This window comes from Micromonospora sp. A202, assembly GCF_006715105.1.
Lineage (GTDB): Bacteria > Actinomycetota > Actinomycetes > Mycobacteriales > Micromonosporaceae > Micromonospora > Micromonospora zamorensis.
Genome location: NZ_VFMP01000001.1, coordinates 2098019 through 2114509, shown reverse-complemented (window position 1 = coordinate 2114509; position 16491 = coordinate 2098019). Strand labels below are relative to the sequence as shown.

Sequence of the window (16491 nt, the reverse complement as noted above, 5' to 3'; positions counted from 1 at the left end):
GGTCGCCACGGAGCGCCGTTCAGCGCACCCGCACGCCGGCGAGCAGCCCGTCGACGAAGTCGGGTCCGCCGTCCAGTGGTGGCACGACCTGCACGTACACCAGAGCGCCGCGGGCGGGATGCAGGCCGGCCGACTCGACGATCCGCGGCCGGTCCCGGTCGCAGCGGTACGCCACCACGGTCCACTCGACGCCCGCCTGGCGGGTGGTGCGCACCGGCGCGGACGTGCAGTCCCCGTGTGTGCGCTCGGCCAGGAACCCGGCGGGCGTGGTGCGCGCCGCCGTGCTGACGGAGACGCCGACGAACGCGCCGGGCAGCCCGGGGTCGGCGGCCCAGCGGCGGGGCTGCGGCGACATCACCAGCGCTGGTTCCGCTTGGCCGTCGGCGTCGTACTGACCGGCCCAGGTCGCCCCGGTGGCCGACCAGCCGTCCGGCAATGTCACGGTGAGCGGTCCGGCGGTGTAGGTGTCGCGTTCGGCCCCGGTGCCGCCCGGCTCGGCGCCCACGACGGCGACGGCCGCGACGGCCGCCCCGGCCAGCAGCATCCGGTACGGGCGACGACCCGCCGGCGACGACTGCCGAACGGGATCGACGGCCCGGTCGAGCGCGGTGTGCAGCGCGGCGGCGTCGGGATAGCGGTCGGCGGGCCGGTGAGCGGTGGCCCGGAGGAGCACCGCCGCCACCCGCGCCGGCACGCCGTCGCGCAGTCGAAGGGCGCCGGCCGACCTGGGCGGGTCGGGCCCGGGGGCGGCGGCGAGCAGGCGGATCCCGAGCCGTCCGAGCCCGTACACGTCGGCACGGGTGTCGATCACCGCGCCCGGGTCGTCCTGCTCCGGCGCCATGTAGCCGGGGGTACCGGCCCGGGCGGTGAGGCCGGAGGCGGCGGCGAGCGCCTTGGCGAGACCCAGGTCGGCGATCAGCACCCGCTCGGCGCGGGAGGTCGCACCGGTGGACTCGACGCCGGAGGGCGACCCGGTGGATTCCGCGCCGGAGGGCGCCGGAGTGGAGTGGAACAGGATGTTGCCGGGGGTGAGGTCGCGGTGCACGACGCCGTGGCGGTGCAGCACGCTCACGCCCGCGCAGATCTCGCCGAGCAGGCGCAGCGCCGCAGGCACGGAAATCTCAGCGAGAGCCAGCCGGTCCCGGAGGCTGCCCCCGTTCGCCCAGGCCAGCACGGCGTACGGCCGTCCGTCGGGCAGCTCACCGACGGCGTGCACCCGAACCAACCGCTCGTGCTCCAGCCGGCGCAGCAGCCGGGCCTCGTCTCGGAAGCGTTCCCGGACCCGCAGGTCGTGGCTCCAGTTCTCGGCCAGCACCTTGATCGCCACGTACCCGTCGAGCAGCGGGTCGTAGCCCAGCCAGACGGTCGCGAACGATCCGACGCCCAGCAGCCGCTCGATGGAGTAGGGCCCGATCCGTTGCGGAGCCGTCACCGCGTCACCCCCGGCCAGCACGGTCGGTCGGCGTCTCTCTGCACAGTAGACCGGGCTGGTCGGAAAGCCGACGAACCGTTGGGCTGGGCGCGGTGACTAACAGGGCAGAGACCCATCACCGAAGGAGCGCATGATGAACCGACCCTCGATCCTCCTCACCACCGCCGCGCTGGCGCTCGGCACACTCGTCCCGCTGGTCGGCGCCGGTCCGGCCTCGGCGGCTCCGGTGTCGGGCGGCACCGCGCCGGCCTCGACGCACGGACCACTCGCCGCGGCCGGGCACAGCCACCCGCAGGTGCTCGGCGTCGGCGGCGCCGGGGCGTACCGGATCGGCGCCGACCTGGCGGCGCTCACCGCGGCCGGGCGCATTGGCTGGACGGCGACGGCCTGTGGCGGGGTGGTGCACGCCGGCGTGACCGGTTCCTGGGCCGGGGTGCTCATCCTGGCCTTCCGCGACGGCCGGCTGGTGGAGGTCGGTACGGCCACCGCGCCGCCACGATCCCCCGCCGGCGCGATGGTCGGCATGTCCTTCGACGAGTTGGAGGACATCTACGGCCGGCGGGGTTCGCTGATCCGCAACGACGCCGGGGACGCCGAGGCTTACCTCGTACGGGTCGGCTCGCGGGTCGAGCTGTTCACCGGGCATCCGATCCGGCCGGGCGTGGGCTACTTCCAGGTCGGCCCGGCCAGCTTCGTCGAGCGGAACTTCCGGCAGGGCTCGACCTGCTGATCCGTGTCAGATCTCGGGGCGTCCGGCCCGTGCCGGGCGCCCCTCGTGCTGCCCGGCACGGCCACCCGTCCAGTGCATCTGTGAGTGACACGATGCTATTGGCGTAGACAACACTGTGTGCCACACAGTATGGTGTGACACATGGTTAGCGAGGACGTTCTACGGACGCACCTACAGGAGTTACGTCGAGGCACCGTCGTGGTGGCCAGCCTGGTCGCGTTGCGCCGACCGGACTACGGCTACGCACTGCTGCAACGGCTCACCGACCACGGCTTCCCGGTCGACGCCAACACGCTCTACCCGCTGCTGCGCCGCCTGGAGGACCAGGGGCTGCTGACCAGCGAGTGGAACACCGCGGAGAGCCGGCCGCGCAAGTTCTACCGGACCAGCGACGAGGGCGAGTCGATGCTGACCCGGCTCCTCGACGACCTCGCCGCCGTACAGACCTCCATCACCGGGCTGATTCAAGGAGCCGACCGATGAACACCCTGACCGACCGCTACCTCGCCGCCACCCTGCGCTCGGTGCCCACCCAGCGCCGGGACGAGATCGCCAGCGAGCTACGCGCCTCGATCGAGGACATGATCGAGGATCGGACCGGCAGCGGCCGGGACGCCCCCACCGCCGAGCGGGAGGTGCTCACCGAGCTGGGCAACCCGGACGAGTTGGCCGCCCGGTACGCCGATCGCCGGTTGCAGCTCATCGGCCCGACCTACTACCTGGTCTGGCTGCGCCTGCTGAAACTGCTGCTCAGCTTCATCCCGGCGCTCGTCGGCACGATCGTCGCCATCGTCAAGGTCGCCGAGGGAAGCGGTTTCGGCGCCATCGGGCCAGGTCTCGTCGTCGCCCTGCACGTGGGCGTGCACATCGGTTTCTGGCTCACCCTGACCTTTGCGATCATCGAGCGCTCCCAACCGGTCATGGACCTGCCGGACTGGACGGTCGACCAACTGCCCGACGTCCCGGCGCACCGCGACGTGTCCCTCGCCGACACCATCGCGTCGGTGGTCGTTCTGGTGGGCACGATCGGCTACCTACCGTTCCAGCACTACCGGTCCTGGGTACGCGACACCGACGGCGACAACATCCCGATCCTCGACCCGGCGCTGTGGTCCTTCTGGCTGCCGGCACTGATCGTCGTCCTGCTCGGCACCCTGGTGTTCGAGATCGTCAAGTACCGGATCGGGCAGTGGAACTGGGCGCTGTTCGGGACCAAGGCGCTGCTCAACCTCGCGTTCTCGGTGCCGCTGGTGTGGCTGGCTCTCTCCGACCGGCTGCTCAACGCGGACCTGGGCGAGCGGCTGAGCTGGCTGGCGGACGCGGACAACCGCAACCTCATCGGGGTCGCCATCGCGGTCGGCACGGCCGCGATCCTGGTCTGGGACCTGATCGACACCGCCCTGAAGACGCGCCGCCAGACGGCGTGAGTGACACCCGACACGACGGCCCGGCGCGCACCCCGCGCCGGGCCGTCGCCCGTCGGCAGGAGCTGGCGACGGCCCCGCCCGGTGGACGGACGCCGGGGGTTCCGTGGCATCGTTCCTGGATGAGCACGTCATCGCGAGAGGACTGGCGCCGACCCGGCCCGACGGCAGAGCAACGTCGGGTCGACCTCTGGCTCGGCCTGGGCGTGACCGCACTGGCCCTGGTGAGCCTCACCCTGGCCCGCAGCACCGGGGCGTTCCTGCTGGGTCCACCGCCGTCCGGGCCGGAGCAGCTGTTCTGGACCGTCGCGGTGACCCTGCCGCTGATCTGGCGGCGACGCTGGCCGGCCGCGACCCTGCTGATCATCTCGGTGGCTTTCATCGCCGCGCAGGCGCGCTCGGCCCCGGAGACCCAGTTCTCCTCGTGGGCCCTGTTCTGCGCCCTCTACACGGTGGGCGCCTGGGGACAGGACCGTCAGCGGTCCCGCAGGCTGCGGATCGGCGTGATCGCCACGATGTTCGCCTGGCTGGGGATCTACTACGCGGTGTCCATCGACCACATCCCGCCCGGCGCCTTCGCCGACGCCGTCGGGCCGGTGCCACCGGTGCTCGCCGCGATGGTCACCGGCGTCCTGGTCAACGTGCTGGTCTTCGGTTTCGCGTACTTCTTCGGCGAGACCGCCTGGGTCGCCGCGCGCCGCGAGCACGAGCTGCGGACCCAGGCCGAGGACCTGCGCCGGTCCCAGGCCGAGGCTCGGGAACGGGCGGTGCTCGGCGAACGGGTCCGGATCGCCCGGGAGCTGCACGACGTGGTCGCCCACCACGTGTCGGTCATGGGGGTGCAGGCGTCCGCCTGCCGCCGGGTCTTCGACCGCGACCCTGGCAAGGCCCGCACGGCCCTCACCGCCATCGAGCAGAGCGCCCGCACCGCCGTCGACGAGCTGCGTCGGATGCTCGGCGTGCTGCGGGCCCCCGCCAACGCCAACGCCGACGCCGAGCCGCCGGCGACCGGCGGCGTCGAACGGATCGGCGAGCTGGTCGAGCGGGCCCGAGCCGCGGGCCTGACGGCAACCCTCGGGGTGTACGGCGACGCGGTCGCGTTGCCCGAGTCGGTCTCGCAGGCGGCCTACCGGGTGACGCAGGAGGCGGTGACCAACACCCTGAAGCACGCCGGAGCGAACGTGTTGGACGTGCGGGTCCGGTACCTGGCCCGCGAGGTGGAGGTCGACGTGACCGACGACGGACGAGGTGGCCGCCAGGTCAACGCCCTCGGGCTGGGCCTGATCGGAATGCACGAACGGGTCAGCGCCCACGACGGCGACCTGGAGGCCGGGCCGCGCGCCGGTGGCGGTTGGCGGGTACGCGCCCGCTTCCCACTGCCGGCAGCGGCGGACCCGCCGGTGGGCGCGCAGCGGGCGCCGAGCGACGAGCAGCAGCCGGTCGTCGACACGGCGCGTTCGGCATGAGCGCCGCACCGACCGGCGAGCCGTCGGCCCCGGGTCCGACCGTCCGGGTGCTGCTCGCCGACGACCAGCACCTCGTCCGCACCGGCTTCCGGGTCATCCTCGAGGTGGAGGACGACATCGAGGTGGTCGGCGAGGCGGCCGACGGCGAACGGGCCGTCACCATGACCCGAGCCACCCGCCCGGACGTCGTACTCATGGACGTGGAGATGCCCGGGATGGACGGCCTGGAGGCCACCCGGCAGATCACCGCCGACGGGCCCGGTGGGCCGGCGGTGCTGATCCTCACGACCTTCGACCGGGACGACTATCTCTTCGCCGCGCTGCGGGCCGGTGCCAGTGGCTTCCTGCTGAAGAACGGCACGCCGGAGGAGCTGATCGAGGCGATTCGTGTGCTGGCCAGGGGCGACGGCCTGCTCGCCCCGGAGATCACCCGGCGGGTGATCTCCACGTTCGCCCGTCCCGGTGACCCGGCGGGCACCGCCCACCGGGGACCGGAGGCCGACGCCGCGCTGGCCGGGCTGACCCCGCGGGAACGGGAGGTGCTGGTGCTGCTCGCCGGCGGGTCGAGCAACGCGGAGATCGCCGCGAGCATGCACCTGGGCGAGGCGACGGTGAAGACGCACGTGAGTCGGGTGCTGGCCAAACTGGGCCTGCGCGACCGGGTCCAGGCGGTGGTGTTCGCGTACGAGAACGGGGTGGTCCGGCCCGGCGGGTGACCGCCATCCGTCGTAGGACGGACCCACCCGCTCAGTCCTCGGACGGACGGCGTGACACCGCATTCGATCTAGCGTGGATGCGTGACCAGAACGCTTCGCCTCGACGGCGTCGACCGCAGTTTCGGCGACCGGCAGGTGCTCAAGAACGTGTCCTTCGAGGTGGCCGCCGGCCGGATGACCGGCTTCGTCGGCGCCAACGGCGCCGGCAAGACCACCACCATGCGGATCATCCTGGGTGTGCTGTCCGCGGACGCCGGCGAGGTGAGCTGGGGTGGCAGGACGCTGACCCGGCAGGACCGCCAGCGCTTCGGTTACATGCCGGAGGAGCGCGGCCTCTACCCCAAGATGACCACCCGGGAGCAGGTGACCTACCTGGGCCGGCTGCACGGCCTGGACGCACCGGCGGCTCGGCGCGCCACCGACACCCTGCTGGAACGGGTCGGGCTCGGTGCGCGCGGCGACGACCTGCTGGAGACGCTGTCGCTGGGCAACCAGCAACGGGCCCAGATCGCCGCCGCGCTGGTGCACGACCCCGAGGTGCTGGTGCTCGACGAGCCGTTCTCCGGCCTCGATCCCCTCGCCGTCGACACCGTCGTCACCGTGCTGCGGGAACGCGCCTCGGCCGGAGCGCCGGTGCTCTTCTCCAGCCACCAGCTCGACGTCGTGGAGCGCCTCTGCGACGACCTGGTGATCATCGGCGACGGGGTGATCCGCGCCGCAGGCAGCCGGCAGCAACTGCGCGACTCGTACACCGTGCCCCGCTACGAGCTGGTGGTGGCCGGCGACGCCGGCTGGGTACGCGACCAGCCAGGGGTCACCCTGGTCGAACTGGACGGTGCTCGGGTCGTCTTCGACCTGCCGGCCGGCGCCGACGAACAGCCCGTGCTGCAGGCGGCCCTCGCCCGCGGCCCGGTCCGCGCCTTCCGCCCGGTCAGCCCCTCGCTCACCGAGATCTTCCGAGAGGTCACCCAGTGAACGTCACCCAGGCCACCCGGCTGGTCGCCGAACGCGAGATCCGCGTCAAACTCCGCGACCGCACCTTCCTGTTCGGCACCCTCTTCTTCCTGCTGATCGCGGCGGCGGGCACCATCCTGCCGCCGCTGCTCTCCGGCGGTCCGGACTCTGTGGCCGTCACCCAGGAGGCAGCCGGGCCGCTGCGGGACGCCGGACTCGACGTCCGCGTGGTCGCCGACGACCGGGCCGCCGAGCAGGCCGTCCGCGACGGTGACGTGGACGCGGCGGTGGTCTCCGGTCCGAAGGTTCTCGCGATGGACGAGTCCCCCACCGACGTGGTCCAGGCGCTGAGCACCTCGCCGCCGGTGCAGTTGCTTGACCCGGACGCGGTCGACCCGGTGGTGGCGTTCCTGGTGCCGTTCGTCTTCGCGTTCGTCTTCTTCATCACGTCGCAGACCTTCGGCCTGCAGATCGCGCAGAGCGTCACCGAGGAGAAGCAGACCCGCATCGTGGAGATCCTGGTCGCGGCGGTGCCGGTGCGGGCGTTGCTGGCCGGCAAGGTGGTGGCCGGCGGCATCCTGGCGTTCGCACAGATCGCGCTCATCGCCGTGGTGGCGGTGCTCGGCATGCAGATCGGCGACAGCGGCGGACTGCTCAGCCTGCTCGCGCCGGCGATCGGCTGGTTCGTGCCGTTCTTCCTGCTCGGTTTCGTGCTGCTCGCCGCGATGTGGGCGGCAGCCGGCGCGCTGGCCAACCGGCAGGAGGACATCGCCGCCGTGTCGACACCCGTGCAGTTCGCCGTCATGCTGCCGTTCTTCGCGGTGATCTTCCTGAACGACAACGCCACAGCGATGCGGGTGCTGTCGTACCTGCCGTTCTCGTCGCCGACGGCCATGCCCCTGCGGCTGTTCACCGGTGACGCGGCCACCTGGGAACCGATCGTCTCGCTGGTCATCCTGCTGGTCGCCGCCGGAGCGTTCGTGATCGCCGGGGCCCGGGTCTACGAGGGTTCACTCCTGCGCACCAACGGCCGGACCTCGCTGCGCGCCGCCTGGCGGGAGCGCGAGACGATCGGCTGAGTCGACGGTTCGCCCCACGCGGGCGCCGGTGTCCTGACGGATGCCGGCGCCCGCCGCCGTACGGCCCGGTTCCGAGTGCTCAGCGGGCGGGCGGCACCTGGTCCCAGCCGGTGGGCAGCGGGGGCACCGACCAGGCCGGATCGGGGTGCCATTGCGCCCACGCCGGGTCCCACCAACGCTCGCTCGCGTCGAGCAGCGCCGCGATCCGGTCACCCTCGGCCTGGATCGCGTCAGCCATCCCGGGGTAGCGCCCCTCGACGAGGCGCTGGGCGAACATCTCCACGTCCTTCCAGACGTACCGGTCGGCGTCCGCGCCCCACCACAGGTCCAGCTCGTGGTCGAGGGTGTCCACCCCGATCGGCGTACGACGCACCGGGTCCTGGAGGTTGAAGTACCAGCCGGCGAAGTCGCGCCCCGGCCCCGTCCAGAACACGTCGACCGAGTGCGCCTCGCCGGGGCGTTGCAGCATCAGCTTGCCGTGGCCGGACCAGGAGCGGTGCCCGGCGGTCTCCCACGGGTGCCGTCCGCAGGGAAAGACGCCGGTCTTCGGGAAGCCGAACTCGGCTCCCGGTGGAAGGTAGAGGGCGAGCAGGTCGGGCGAGTCCTGGACGCAGATCGTCGGGCAGGCGAACCAGACCTCGCCCCGCAGCACCTCACGGCGCACCACCGTGTCACCTGGCGCGAACCGGTCTGCCGCCACCTTCCCACCTCCACGTTCGACGCCATCGCCCGGTCCACCCGGCTTTGCGAAAGTCGGGGTGTCCCAGCGCGAGGGACACCCCGACCTCCGTGGTTCCGAGTGGACCGCTCTCAGGCGTCGACCGCCGCCATCACGTCGTCGCTGATGTCGAAGTTCGCGTAGACGTTCTGCACGTCGTCGCAGTCTTCCAGGACGTCGATCAGCTTGAAGATCTTGCGGGCGCCCTCTTCGTCCAGCGGGATGTTCATGCTGGGGATCAGCGAGGACTCCGCCGACTCGTACTCGATGCCGGCGTCCTGCAGCGCAGTCCGCACCGGGACCAGGTCGGTCGGCTCGGAGACCACCTCGTACGCCTCACCGAGGTCGTTGACCTCCTCGGCGCCGGCGTCGAGGACGGCCATCATCACGTCGTCCTCGCTGGTGCCCTCCTTGGGCACGATCACCACGCCCTTGCGGGAGAACATGTACGACACCGAGCCGGCGTCGGCGAGCGAGCCGCCGTTGCGGGTCAGCGCCGTCCGCACCTCGGTGGCCGCCCGGTTGCGGTTGTCGGTGAGGCACTCGATGAGCATGGCCACGCCGTTCGGGCCGTACCCCTCATACATGATCGTCTGCCAGTCGGCGCCGCCCGCTTCCAGGCCGGAGCCGCGCTTGACGGCGCGGTCGATGTTGTCGTTCGGCACCGAGCTCTTCTTCGCCTTCTGGATCGCGTCGAAGAGAGTCGGGTTGCCGGTGGGGTCGCCGCCGCCGATCCGCGCGGCCACCTCGACGTTCTTGATCAGCTTGGCGAACATCTTGCCGCGCTTGGCGTCGATGACGGCCTTCTTGTGCTTGGTCGTCGCCCACTTTGAGTGGCCGGACATCTTCTACCTCCGTTGCTACCCGCCGTCTGCATCGACCGCACCGCTCACGCCCCACTCCCGCCGGCGCACGCGGAGGTGCCGGTCAGCTCTGGCGGAAGCCTGGCGGGCAGATGGCCCTGCCGAATCTCCGCAATCCTACCGACGTCCCCCGGGTCGCTGTCATGCACCGCGCGCGGCGACTCCGTCCCGTCCCCCCAGACCGGGGCAGACGGGACGAAATCCGCGATGGGCTACGACCCCAACAGCGCACGATCTGCCGGCCGAAGCACCCGCGACCAGGTCACGATCTCGGCGAGCATCGTGGACAGCTCCGCTTCCCGACCGTCACCCGGCGCGAAGCGGCCGGCGGTCCGGTCACCAGGGTCGGCGCCGGTGAAGTCGAAGTCAGTGAAGATCGACAGCGCCACTCCGGTCGGCGCCACCACCGTCCGCACCTCGGTCAGAATCGCCCGCAGGTGATCGGCGGCCCGGGTGCCGCCCTGCACGCCGTAGCTCAGCACGCCGGCCACCTTGTCGGTCCACTCCGCGTACAGGAAGTCGATGCCGTTCTTGAGCGCTGCCGGTATCGAGCGGTTGTAGTCCGGGGTGACGAAGACGAAGGCGTCGCAGCCGTCCACCACCTCCGCCCACCGCCGGGTGTGCGGGTGCCGGTAGTCGCCGAACAGCGCCGGCACCGGCTCGTCCAACAGTGGTAATGCCTGTTCGGCGAGGTCCACCAGTGTGAAGACGGCGTCCCCGGCGCGTACCGCCTCGTGCCGCTCGGCCACCTCCATGACCCAACGGGCGACCGCCGCGCCGCGCCGACCCGGACGGGTGCTGCCCACGATCACACCGATCCGCAGCGGTCCTGTGCTCTGTGCGTTTCTCATGCCCCCGATCCTGCGAGCCACGCGGCGGTGGGGGGAGACCGCCGCGAGGATGGCCCTGCCAGGGCCACCCACCGGCCGACGCCGACTGCCAGACTGGCTCGGTGATGGACGGAGAGCTGGGCGCCTTCCTGCGCAGTCGCCGCGAGGCGCGGCGGCCGGCCGAGGTCGGCCTCCCCGAGGGCCCCCGCCGACGCACCCCCGGGCTGCGCCGGGCCGAGCTGGCGACGTTGGCGCAGGTCAGCGTGGAATACCTGACCCGACTGGAACAGGGCCGCGACACCCGACCATCGCCGGAGATCCTCGCCGCGCTCGCCGACGCGCTGCGCCTGGACAGCGCCGACCGCGAACACCTGCGGCAACTCGCCTCGGCTCAGCACGCCCGACAGCTCTGCTCGGGTGACCGGCCGACGGTGTCCCGCACCGTCCGGCCCACGGTCCGCGCGATGCTCGACGCGCTGCGCGACACCCCGGCGTACGTGCTCAACCGGCTCGGCGACGTGCTGGCCTGGAATGAGCCATTCGACGTGCTCGCCCGCCCGCTCGGGCTGCTGGACGGGTCGCGACCGAACCTGGTCTGGTTCGTGCTGACCGACGAGCGGGCCCGTGCGCACTATCCGCAGTGGTCGGCGCTGGCCGACCAGCAGGTCGCGGAGCTGCACCTGCTGCGCCGGGGCGATCCGGCCAGCGACGCCTTCGCCGAGCGGCTGGCCCGTACGGTGGGCGCGCCGTTCGTCGACCGTTGGCGGCAGCGACCGGTCACCGCCGCGCGTACCGGTCTGCTGACGGTGCGACATCCGGCGGCGGGGCTGTTGCGCCTCAACGTCGAGACCCTGGAGCTGGCCGATGCCGACCCGCAGCGCCTGGTGGTGCAGTTGCCCGCCGACGCCGCCACGGCCATCGCGCTCGACCAGCTGGCCGGCCGCCGCCCGGGGCAGCTCCGGGCGGTCGCCGGCTGAGCAACGGGGCACGCCGTCAGGAGGCGGCCCGCACCAGGTCCACGAAGTACGCGTGCACGCGCAGGTCACCGGTCAGCTCCGGGTGGAACGAGGTGGCCAGCAGGTTGCCCTGCCGGACGGCCACGATCCGGTCGGCGGCCGGGCCGTCGGTCACCGTCCCGATCACCTGGACGCCGGCACCGACCCGCTCGACCCAGGGCGCGCGGATGAACACCGCGTGGAACGGCTCCCCCGGCACCCCGGTGATCTCCACCGGCGCCTCGAACGAGTCGACCTGCCGGCCGAACGCGTTGCGCCGGACGGTCATGTCGATGCCGGCGAAGCCCCGCTGGTCCGGTCGGCCGTCCAACACCACCGTCGCCAGCATGATCATGCCCGCGCAGGATCCGTAGACCGGCATGCCGTCGGCGATCCGCTTGTCGATCGGCTCGCGCATCTCGAAGATGTCGGTGAGCTTGCTGATGGTGGTGGACTCGCCCCCGGGAATGACCAGGCCGTCGACCGCGTCCAGCTCGGTCGGACGCCGGACCGGGCGGGCGTCCGCGCCCGCCGCGACCAGTGCCGCGACGTGCTCGCGGACGTCCCCCTGGAGCGCGAGAACGCCGATCACGGGTGCCGTCACGTTCACACAGTTCCTCTCCGGTTCACGCCGCCCGAAGGAGCGCTCACCAGCCGCGCTCGGCCAGGCGGTGCGGCTGCGGGATCTCGTCGACGTTGATGCCGACCATCGCCTCGCCGAGACCCCGGGAAACCTTTGCCAGCACGTCCGGGTCGTCGTGGAAGGTGGTGGCCTTGACGATCGCGGCGGCCCGCTGGGCCGGGTTGCCGGCCTTGAAGATGCCGGAACCGACGAAGACGCCCTCCGCGCCGAGCTGCATCATCATCGCCGCGTCGGCCGGAGTGGCGATCCCGCCGGCGGTGAACAGCACCACCGGCAGCTTGCCGCTCTCGGCGACCTCCTTGACCAGGTCGTACGGGGCCTGCAGCTCCTTGGCCGCGACGTACAGCTCGTCGGTCGGCAGCGAGGACAGCCGGGCGATCTCCTGACGGATCTTCCGCATGTGGGTGGTGGCGTTGGAGACGTCACCGGTGCCGGCCTCACCCTTGGAGCGGATCATGGCCGCGCCCTCGGTGATCCGGCGCAGCGCCTCGCCCAGGTTGGTCGCGCCGCAGACGAAGGGCACCGTGAAGGCCCACTTGTCGATGTGGTTCGCGTAGTCCGCCGGGGTCAGCACCTCGGACTCGTCGACGTAGTCCACGCCGAGCGACTGGAGGATCCGCGCCTCGACGAAGTGACCGATGCGGGCCTTGGCCATCACCGGGATGGAGACCGCCTCGATGATCCCGTCGATCATGTCGGGGTCGCTCATCCGGGACACCCCGCCCTGCGCGCGGATGTCGGCGGGCACCCGCTCCAGGGCCATCACCGCGACGGCGCCGGCGTCCTCAGCGATCTTGGCCTGCTCGGCATTGACCACATCCATGATCACGCCGCCCTTGAGCATCTCGGCCATGCCACGCTTCACGCGGGCGGTGCCGACGACGGGGGCGGTACCGGTGTTCGAGACGGTGTTTTCGGGCACGGGTCATCGCTCCTTGGACGGGCTCCTGGGGGTGGCAGCGAAAATGCTACGCGCGGTTCAACGCCGCACCGACAGCCAATCAGACCCCCGGTGGCCTGCTCTGTGGCACCGATCACCGGCCCACCGGGTCAGCTCGCGGGCACGTCCGCAGGCACCGTCAGGGTCGGGTCGTCGATGTCGAAGTAGCGCGGCCACTCCCGACCCCGCCCCATCCGCAACAACCGCACCAGCGGCCGGCTGCGCGCCGAACGGGCGTCCCGCACCAGGTCGGTGTGCACCTGGCGGGACAGCGCGAGCCGGCGACTGGCGGCGATGACCGCCCCGCAGTCCGGATCGCCCTGATCCAACGGCACGGAACGCAGCTGCCGGGTCAGGTCGTTCTCCGCCGCCTCCCGCTCGTCCGGGCTGGCGTCCAGGGCGATGCGGGCCGCCGCGTACAGCTCCACGCCGAAGCGCCGCTCGGCCAGCACGGCCGCCGCGGCCGCCCGACGCAGCAGGTGAGCGTCGAGAGCCCGGGCCGCCAGCTCCGCGCGGCTCTGCAACCTCTCGACCCGGCCGGCGGTCCAGATGAGGTACGCCGCGACCAGCCCCACGACCACGCTCGCGGCCACCACCCACCACATGTGCGGCATCGTAGTGCTGCTCCGTTTCAGCTCCGAGTGGGTGCGGTCACGCCGGACAACCGGTCGCTGCCGCACCATCCGTCACACCGGTCAGCCCAGCCCCACCCATTCCTGGTCGATGACCCGCCCGTCGGTTGCTTCGATCGCCGCTGCGTATACCTCCAGAACGCGGCGAGCAACCACGGGCCAGTCGAAATTCGCCACGACCTGATCCCCGCAGGCGGTCAGTGCGGCCCGACCCGCCGGGTCGTCCAACAGCTCGGCCAGGGCGTCGCGCAGCCCCGCCGGGTCACCGGTGGGAAACAGCCGGCCAGCACGCCCACCGTCGAGCACCCGCCGGAACGCGTCCAGGTCGCTGGCGACGACCGTCGTGCCGGCCGCCAACGCCTCGGTGAGGATCATGCCGAAGGACTCGCCGCCGGTGTTCGGTGCCACGTAGAGGTGCACACTGCGCAGCATCCGCGCCTTGTCCGGTTCGGTGACCAGGCCGAGGAACGTGACGCGCTCGTGCAGGTCGGGCGGGAACTGGTCGTACAGGTCGTCGGGAGCACCCGGGCCGGCGACGAGCAGCCGTAGCCCCGGCCTGGTGGCGGCCAGCGCCACGAACGCGTCGCGCAGCACCGGGAAGCCCTTTCGCGCCTCGGTGAACCGGCCCAGGAAGCCCAGCGTGCCGCCGGAGCCCGGGGCACACTCACCCGGCCAGCCCGGCAACGGCTCGACGTCGGCGAACTTCGCCACCGCCACCCCGTTGGGGATCTCCACCGCGCCGCCGTCCATGTGCTCGACCTGCACCTTGCGGGCCAGCGCGCTGACCGCGATCCGGGCGGTGATCCGCTCCAACACGATCTGGAGCACACCCTGCGCCGCCGCCAACACCCGCGAACGGGTCATCGCGGTGTGGAACGTGGCCACCACCGGGCCGCGAGCGGAGAGCACGGCCAGCAGCGACAGGCTCAGCGTGAGCGGCTCATGCACGTGCAGCACGTCGAAGTCGCCATTGGTGATCCAACGCCGGACCCGGGCGGTCGAGACCGGGCCGAACGCGATCCGGGCCACCGATCCGTTGTACGGCAGCGGCATGGCACGGCCGGCGGACACCACGTACGCCGGCAGCGGCGAATCCTCGTCGGCCGGGGCGAGCACGCTGACCTCGTGGCCGAGCGCGATCAGCGCCTCGGCGAGGTCCATGACGTGGTTCTGCACCCCGCCGGGGACGTCGAAGGAGTACGGGCACACGATGCCGATCCGCATGCGTCAGCGCCCCCTGTCCGTGACCGTGGGACACCATCCCACCGCACCCACCACCCCCTCAGACCTGACCGGACGCCGACGAGGGCAGCTCTGTGCCGTCCCCCGTCCTCCGCTGGTCCAGCCACATCCGCTGCAACATGTGCCAGTCTTCCGGATGCCGGGCGATGCCCGCCGCCAGACGGTCGGCGATCAGCTGGGTCAGCGAACGGACCCGCTGGTCCAAAGGCCCCACCTCGGGTCCGGGGACCGGCAGCGGGCCCGCGAGCGACGCGCACGCGGCGTCCGGTTCGTACCACATCGAGGCCACGTAGAGCGGCGCTCCGGTGTGCAGCGCCAGCAGTGCGGGCCCGGCCGGCATCCGGGTCTTCCCGCCGAAGAAGTCCACCTCCACCCCGCGGGCGGAGAGGTCCCGGTCGGCCAGCAGCGGCACCACCGCACCGGCGCGTACCCGGTCCAGCAGCACGTCGAACGCCGGACGTGGCCCACCGTGCGTCGGCAGGATCTCCATCCCGAGGACCTCTCGGAAGGCCAGGAACCGCTTGTACACGCCCTCCGGCTTGAGCCGCTCCATGACGGTGGCGATCGGCCAACCGGTGGCCGCCACCCAGGCGCCCGCGGCGTCCCAGTTGCCGGCGTGCGGCAACGCCACCACCGCGCCCCGGCCAGCGGCCACGTCCGCGGCGAGCAACTCGGCGCCGTCGAGCCGGAAACCGGACAGGATCTGCGCGCGGCTCAGCGAGGGCAGCCGGAACGCCTCCATCCAGTACCGGGCGTACGAGCGCAACCCGCGCTTGACGAGATCGTCCAGCTCGGCGTCGGGCAGGTCCGGACCGACCACCCGGCGCAGGTTCGCGCGCAGTCGGGCCGTACCCCCACCGCCGGTGCGGTGGGCGCGGTCCGCGCCCGCCTGGAACGCCGCCGCCACCAACGGCCGAGGTAACGCGCGGACCACCCGCCAGCCGGCGACGTAGCCGAGCTCGGTGAGGTTCACGCGGCCCGGCCGCCGGTCGTCCGGCGCCGGGTCCCCGCCGCGCCGCTCACGCCTGACCGTCCGGCTGGAGCTGCTGGGCCTGACGGTAGACGTGCGCCATCCGCTGCCCCACCGTGAAGATCGACACTGCGGCGAGCAGCCAGAGCGCGATCTCCAGCGCCGGCTTCACGTTCAGGCCGGTGAGGATGCCGCCGACCCCGACGATCAGCAGCCGCTCGGTGCGCTCGGCGATGCCCACGTTGCAGGTCATGCCGAGCCCCTCGGCGCGAGCCTTCACGTAGGAGACCAGGCTGCCTGCGGCCAGGCAGACCAACGCGGCGGCCACCCCGGAGTAGTTGCCCTGCGTGGCCAGCCAGTACGCGACGGCGCCGAAGACGGCGCTGTCGGCGACCCGGTCCATGCTTGAGTCGAGGAACGCGCCGAACCTGGTGGAGCCGCCGCTCATTCGGGCCATCGTCCCGTCGAGCAGGTCGGTGAGCGCGAACAGGGTGACGATCAACGCGCCCGCGACCAGATGGCCTCGGGCACCGAAGCCGAGCGCGCCGACGAGCACACCAACGGTGCCCGCGACGGTGACGGCATTGGGGGTGACGCCGGCGCGCAGAAGGGCGCGGGCAATCGGCTCGACGACGCGGGTCATCCCCGCGCGGGCCGACACTTGGAAGATCTTCGCCATGGCGGTCCCCACGATAACGGTCGCCCCAGCTCCGCCGATACGGCCGGTCCCGCCGACGCGCCTGCGAGAGGCTTGTGCCTACCCGACGAGGGGTGTGAGATCGAGCCGGGAGGTGAGCCAGCTCACCCGTCCGCCCGTCCCGTTCCCGCTGTGCAGCAGACCACCGGAGGATATCGCC

18 protein-coding genes are annotated in these 16491 nt (G+C 72.1%); 8 read left to right on the top strand and 10 right to left on the bottom strand.

Features of this window, described 5'->3' with window-relative positions; translation table 11 throughout:
- Window positions 1-19: 19 nt before the first annotated feature.
- Window positions 20-1432 (bottom strand): serine/threonine-protein kinase, encoded by a 1413-nt coding sequence (locus tag FBZ33_RS09730; RefSeq protein WP_141908793.1) that lies wholly within the window; start codon window positions 1430-1432, stop codon window positions 20-22.
- Window positions 1433-1565: 133 nt separating this feature from the next.
- Between FBZ33_RS09730 and FBZ33_RS09725 the strand changes: the two genes are divergently transcribed.
- The 7 genes from FBZ33_RS09725 (at window position 1566) to FBZ33_RS09695 (ending at window position 7801) form a co-directional block, all read left to right on the top strand.
- Window positions 1566-2162, top strand: coding sequence for a hypothetical protein (locus FBZ33_RS09725; protein ID WP_141908792.1), 597 nt, complete (start codon window positions 1566-1568; stop codon window positions 2160-2162).
- 141 nt (window positions 2163-2303) lie between these two features.
- Window positions 2304-2645: a PadR family transcriptional regulator gene (locus FBZ33_RS09720; protein ID WP_088947375.1), complete on the top strand. Its 342-nt coding sequence runs from the start codon at window positions 2304-2306 to the stop codon at window positions 2643-2645.
- Window positions 2642-3589, top strand: coding sequence for a permease prefix domain 1-containing protein (locus FBZ33_RS09715; protein ID WP_141908791.1), 948 nt, complete (start codon window positions 2642-2644; stop codon window positions 3587-3589). Before FBZ33_RS09720 ends, FBZ33_RS09715 begins: the two co-directional genes overlap by 4 nt.
- A 119-nt stretch (window positions 3590-3708) precedes the next feature.
- Window positions 3709-5052, top strand: a complete 1344-nt coding sequence (locus FBZ33_RS09710; protein WP_141908790.1) for a sensor histidine kinase — start codon at window positions 3709-3711, stop codon at window positions 5050-5052.
- Window positions 5049-5768 carry a response regulator transcription factor gene (locus tag FBZ33_RS09705; protein WP_141908789.1) on the top strand — a complete coding sequence of 240 codons (720 nt, stop codon included), beginning with the start codon at window positions 5049-5051 and terminating at the stop codon, window positions 5766-5768. Before FBZ33_RS09710 ends, FBZ33_RS09705 begins: the two co-directional genes overlap by 4 nt.
- Before the next feature lie 81 nt (window positions 5769-5849).
- A complete protein-coding gene (locus FBZ33_RS09700) occupies window positions 5850-6743 on the top strand; it encodes an ABC transporter ATP-binding protein (protein ID WP_141908788.1) in 894 nt (297 codons plus the stop codon).
- The gene (locus FBZ33_RS09695) at window positions 6740-7801 is read left to right on the top strand and encodes an ABC transporter permease (protein WP_141908787.1); all 1062 of its coding nucleotides are present in this window, start codon (window positions 6740-6742) and stop codon (window positions 7799-7801) included. Before FBZ33_RS09700 ends, FBZ33_RS09695 begins: the two co-directional genes overlap by 4 nt.
- Before the next feature lie 79 nt (window positions 7802-7880).
- Here the strand turns inward: FBZ33_RS09695 and FBZ33_RS09690 are convergent, their stop codons facing one another.
- From FBZ33_RS09690 to FBZ33_RS09680, 3 genes are all read right to left on the bottom strand, one after another.
- Window positions 7881-8501, bottom strand: a complete 621-nt coding sequence (locus tag FBZ33_RS09690) for a DUF402 domain-containing protein (RefSeq protein WP_141908786.1) — start codon at window positions 8499-8501, stop codon at window positions 7881-7883.
- Between the two features lie 110 nt (window positions 8502-8611).
- Window positions 8612-9364 (bottom strand): YebC/PmpR family DNA-binding transcriptional regulator, encoded by a 753-nt coding sequence (locus FBZ33_RS09685; protein ID WP_088947365.1) that lies wholly within the window; start codon window positions 9362-9364, stop codon window positions 8612-8614.
- A gap of 230 nt (window positions 9365-9594) precedes the next feature.
- The gene (locus FBZ33_RS09680) at window positions 9595-10233 is read right to left on the bottom strand and encodes an NADPH-dependent FMN reductase (protein ID WP_141908785.1); all 639 of its coding nucleotides are present in this window, start codon (window positions 10231-10233) and stop codon (window positions 9595-9597) included.
- Between the two features lie 104 nt (window positions 10234-10337).
- Here FBZ33_RS09680 and FBZ33_RS09675 point away from each other — a divergent pair, with 104 nt between their 5' ends.
- The gene (locus tag FBZ33_RS09675; protein ID WP_255509116.1) at window positions 10338-11189 is read left to right on the top strand and encodes a helix-turn-helix transcriptional regulator; all 852 of its coding nucleotides are present in this window, start codon (window positions 10338-10340) and stop codon (window positions 11187-11189) included.
- A 16-nt stretch (window positions 11190-11205) separates the two neighbouring features.
- Here the strand turns inward: FBZ33_RS09675 and pdxT are convergent, their stop codons facing one another.
- The 6 genes from pdxT to pgsA form a co-directional block, all read right to left on the bottom strand.
- The gene (gene pdxT, locus FBZ33_RS09670) at window positions 11206-11811 is read right to left on the bottom strand and encodes a pyridoxal 5'-phosphate synthase glutaminase subunit PdxT (protein WP_141908783.1); all 606 of its coding nucleotides are present in this window, start codon (window positions 11809-11811) and stop codon (window positions 11206-11208) included.
- A 43-nt stretch (window positions 11812-11854) separates the two neighbouring features.
- Window positions 11855-12772: a pyridoxal 5'-phosphate synthase lyase subunit PdxS gene (gene pdxS / locus FBZ33_RS09665; protein WP_099852153.1), complete on the bottom strand. Its 918-nt coding sequence runs from the start codon at window positions 12770-12772 to the stop codon at window positions 11855-11857.
- A 128-nt stretch (window positions 12773-12900) separates the two neighbouring features.
- Window positions 12901-13404: a hypothetical protein gene (locus FBZ33_RS09660; RefSeq protein ID WP_141908782.1), complete on the bottom strand. Its 504-nt coding sequence runs from the start codon at window positions 13402-13404 to the stop codon at window positions 12901-12903.
- 81 nt (window positions 13405-13485) lie between these two features.
- On the bottom strand, window positions 13486-14646 hold the full coding sequence (locus FBZ33_RS09655; protein WP_141908781.1) for a glycosyltransferase family 4 protein: 1161 nt from the start codon (window positions 14644-14646) through the stop codon (window positions 13486-13488).
- A gap of 58 nt (window positions 14647-14704) precedes the next feature.
- The gene (locus FBZ33_RS09650; protein WP_141908780.1) at window positions 14705-15637 is read right to left on the bottom strand and encodes a phosphatidylinositol mannoside acyltransferase; all 933 of its coding nucleotides are present in this window, start codon (window positions 15635-15637) and stop codon (window positions 14705-14707) included.
- 46 nt (window positions 15638-15683) lie between these two features.
- A complete protein-coding gene (gene pgsA / locus FBZ33_RS09645) occupies window positions 15684-16313 on the bottom strand; it encodes a phosphatidylinositol phosphate synthase (RefSeq protein WP_141908779.1) in 630 nt (209 codons plus the stop codon).
- Between the last annotated feature and the right edge of the window lie 178 nt (window positions 16314-16491).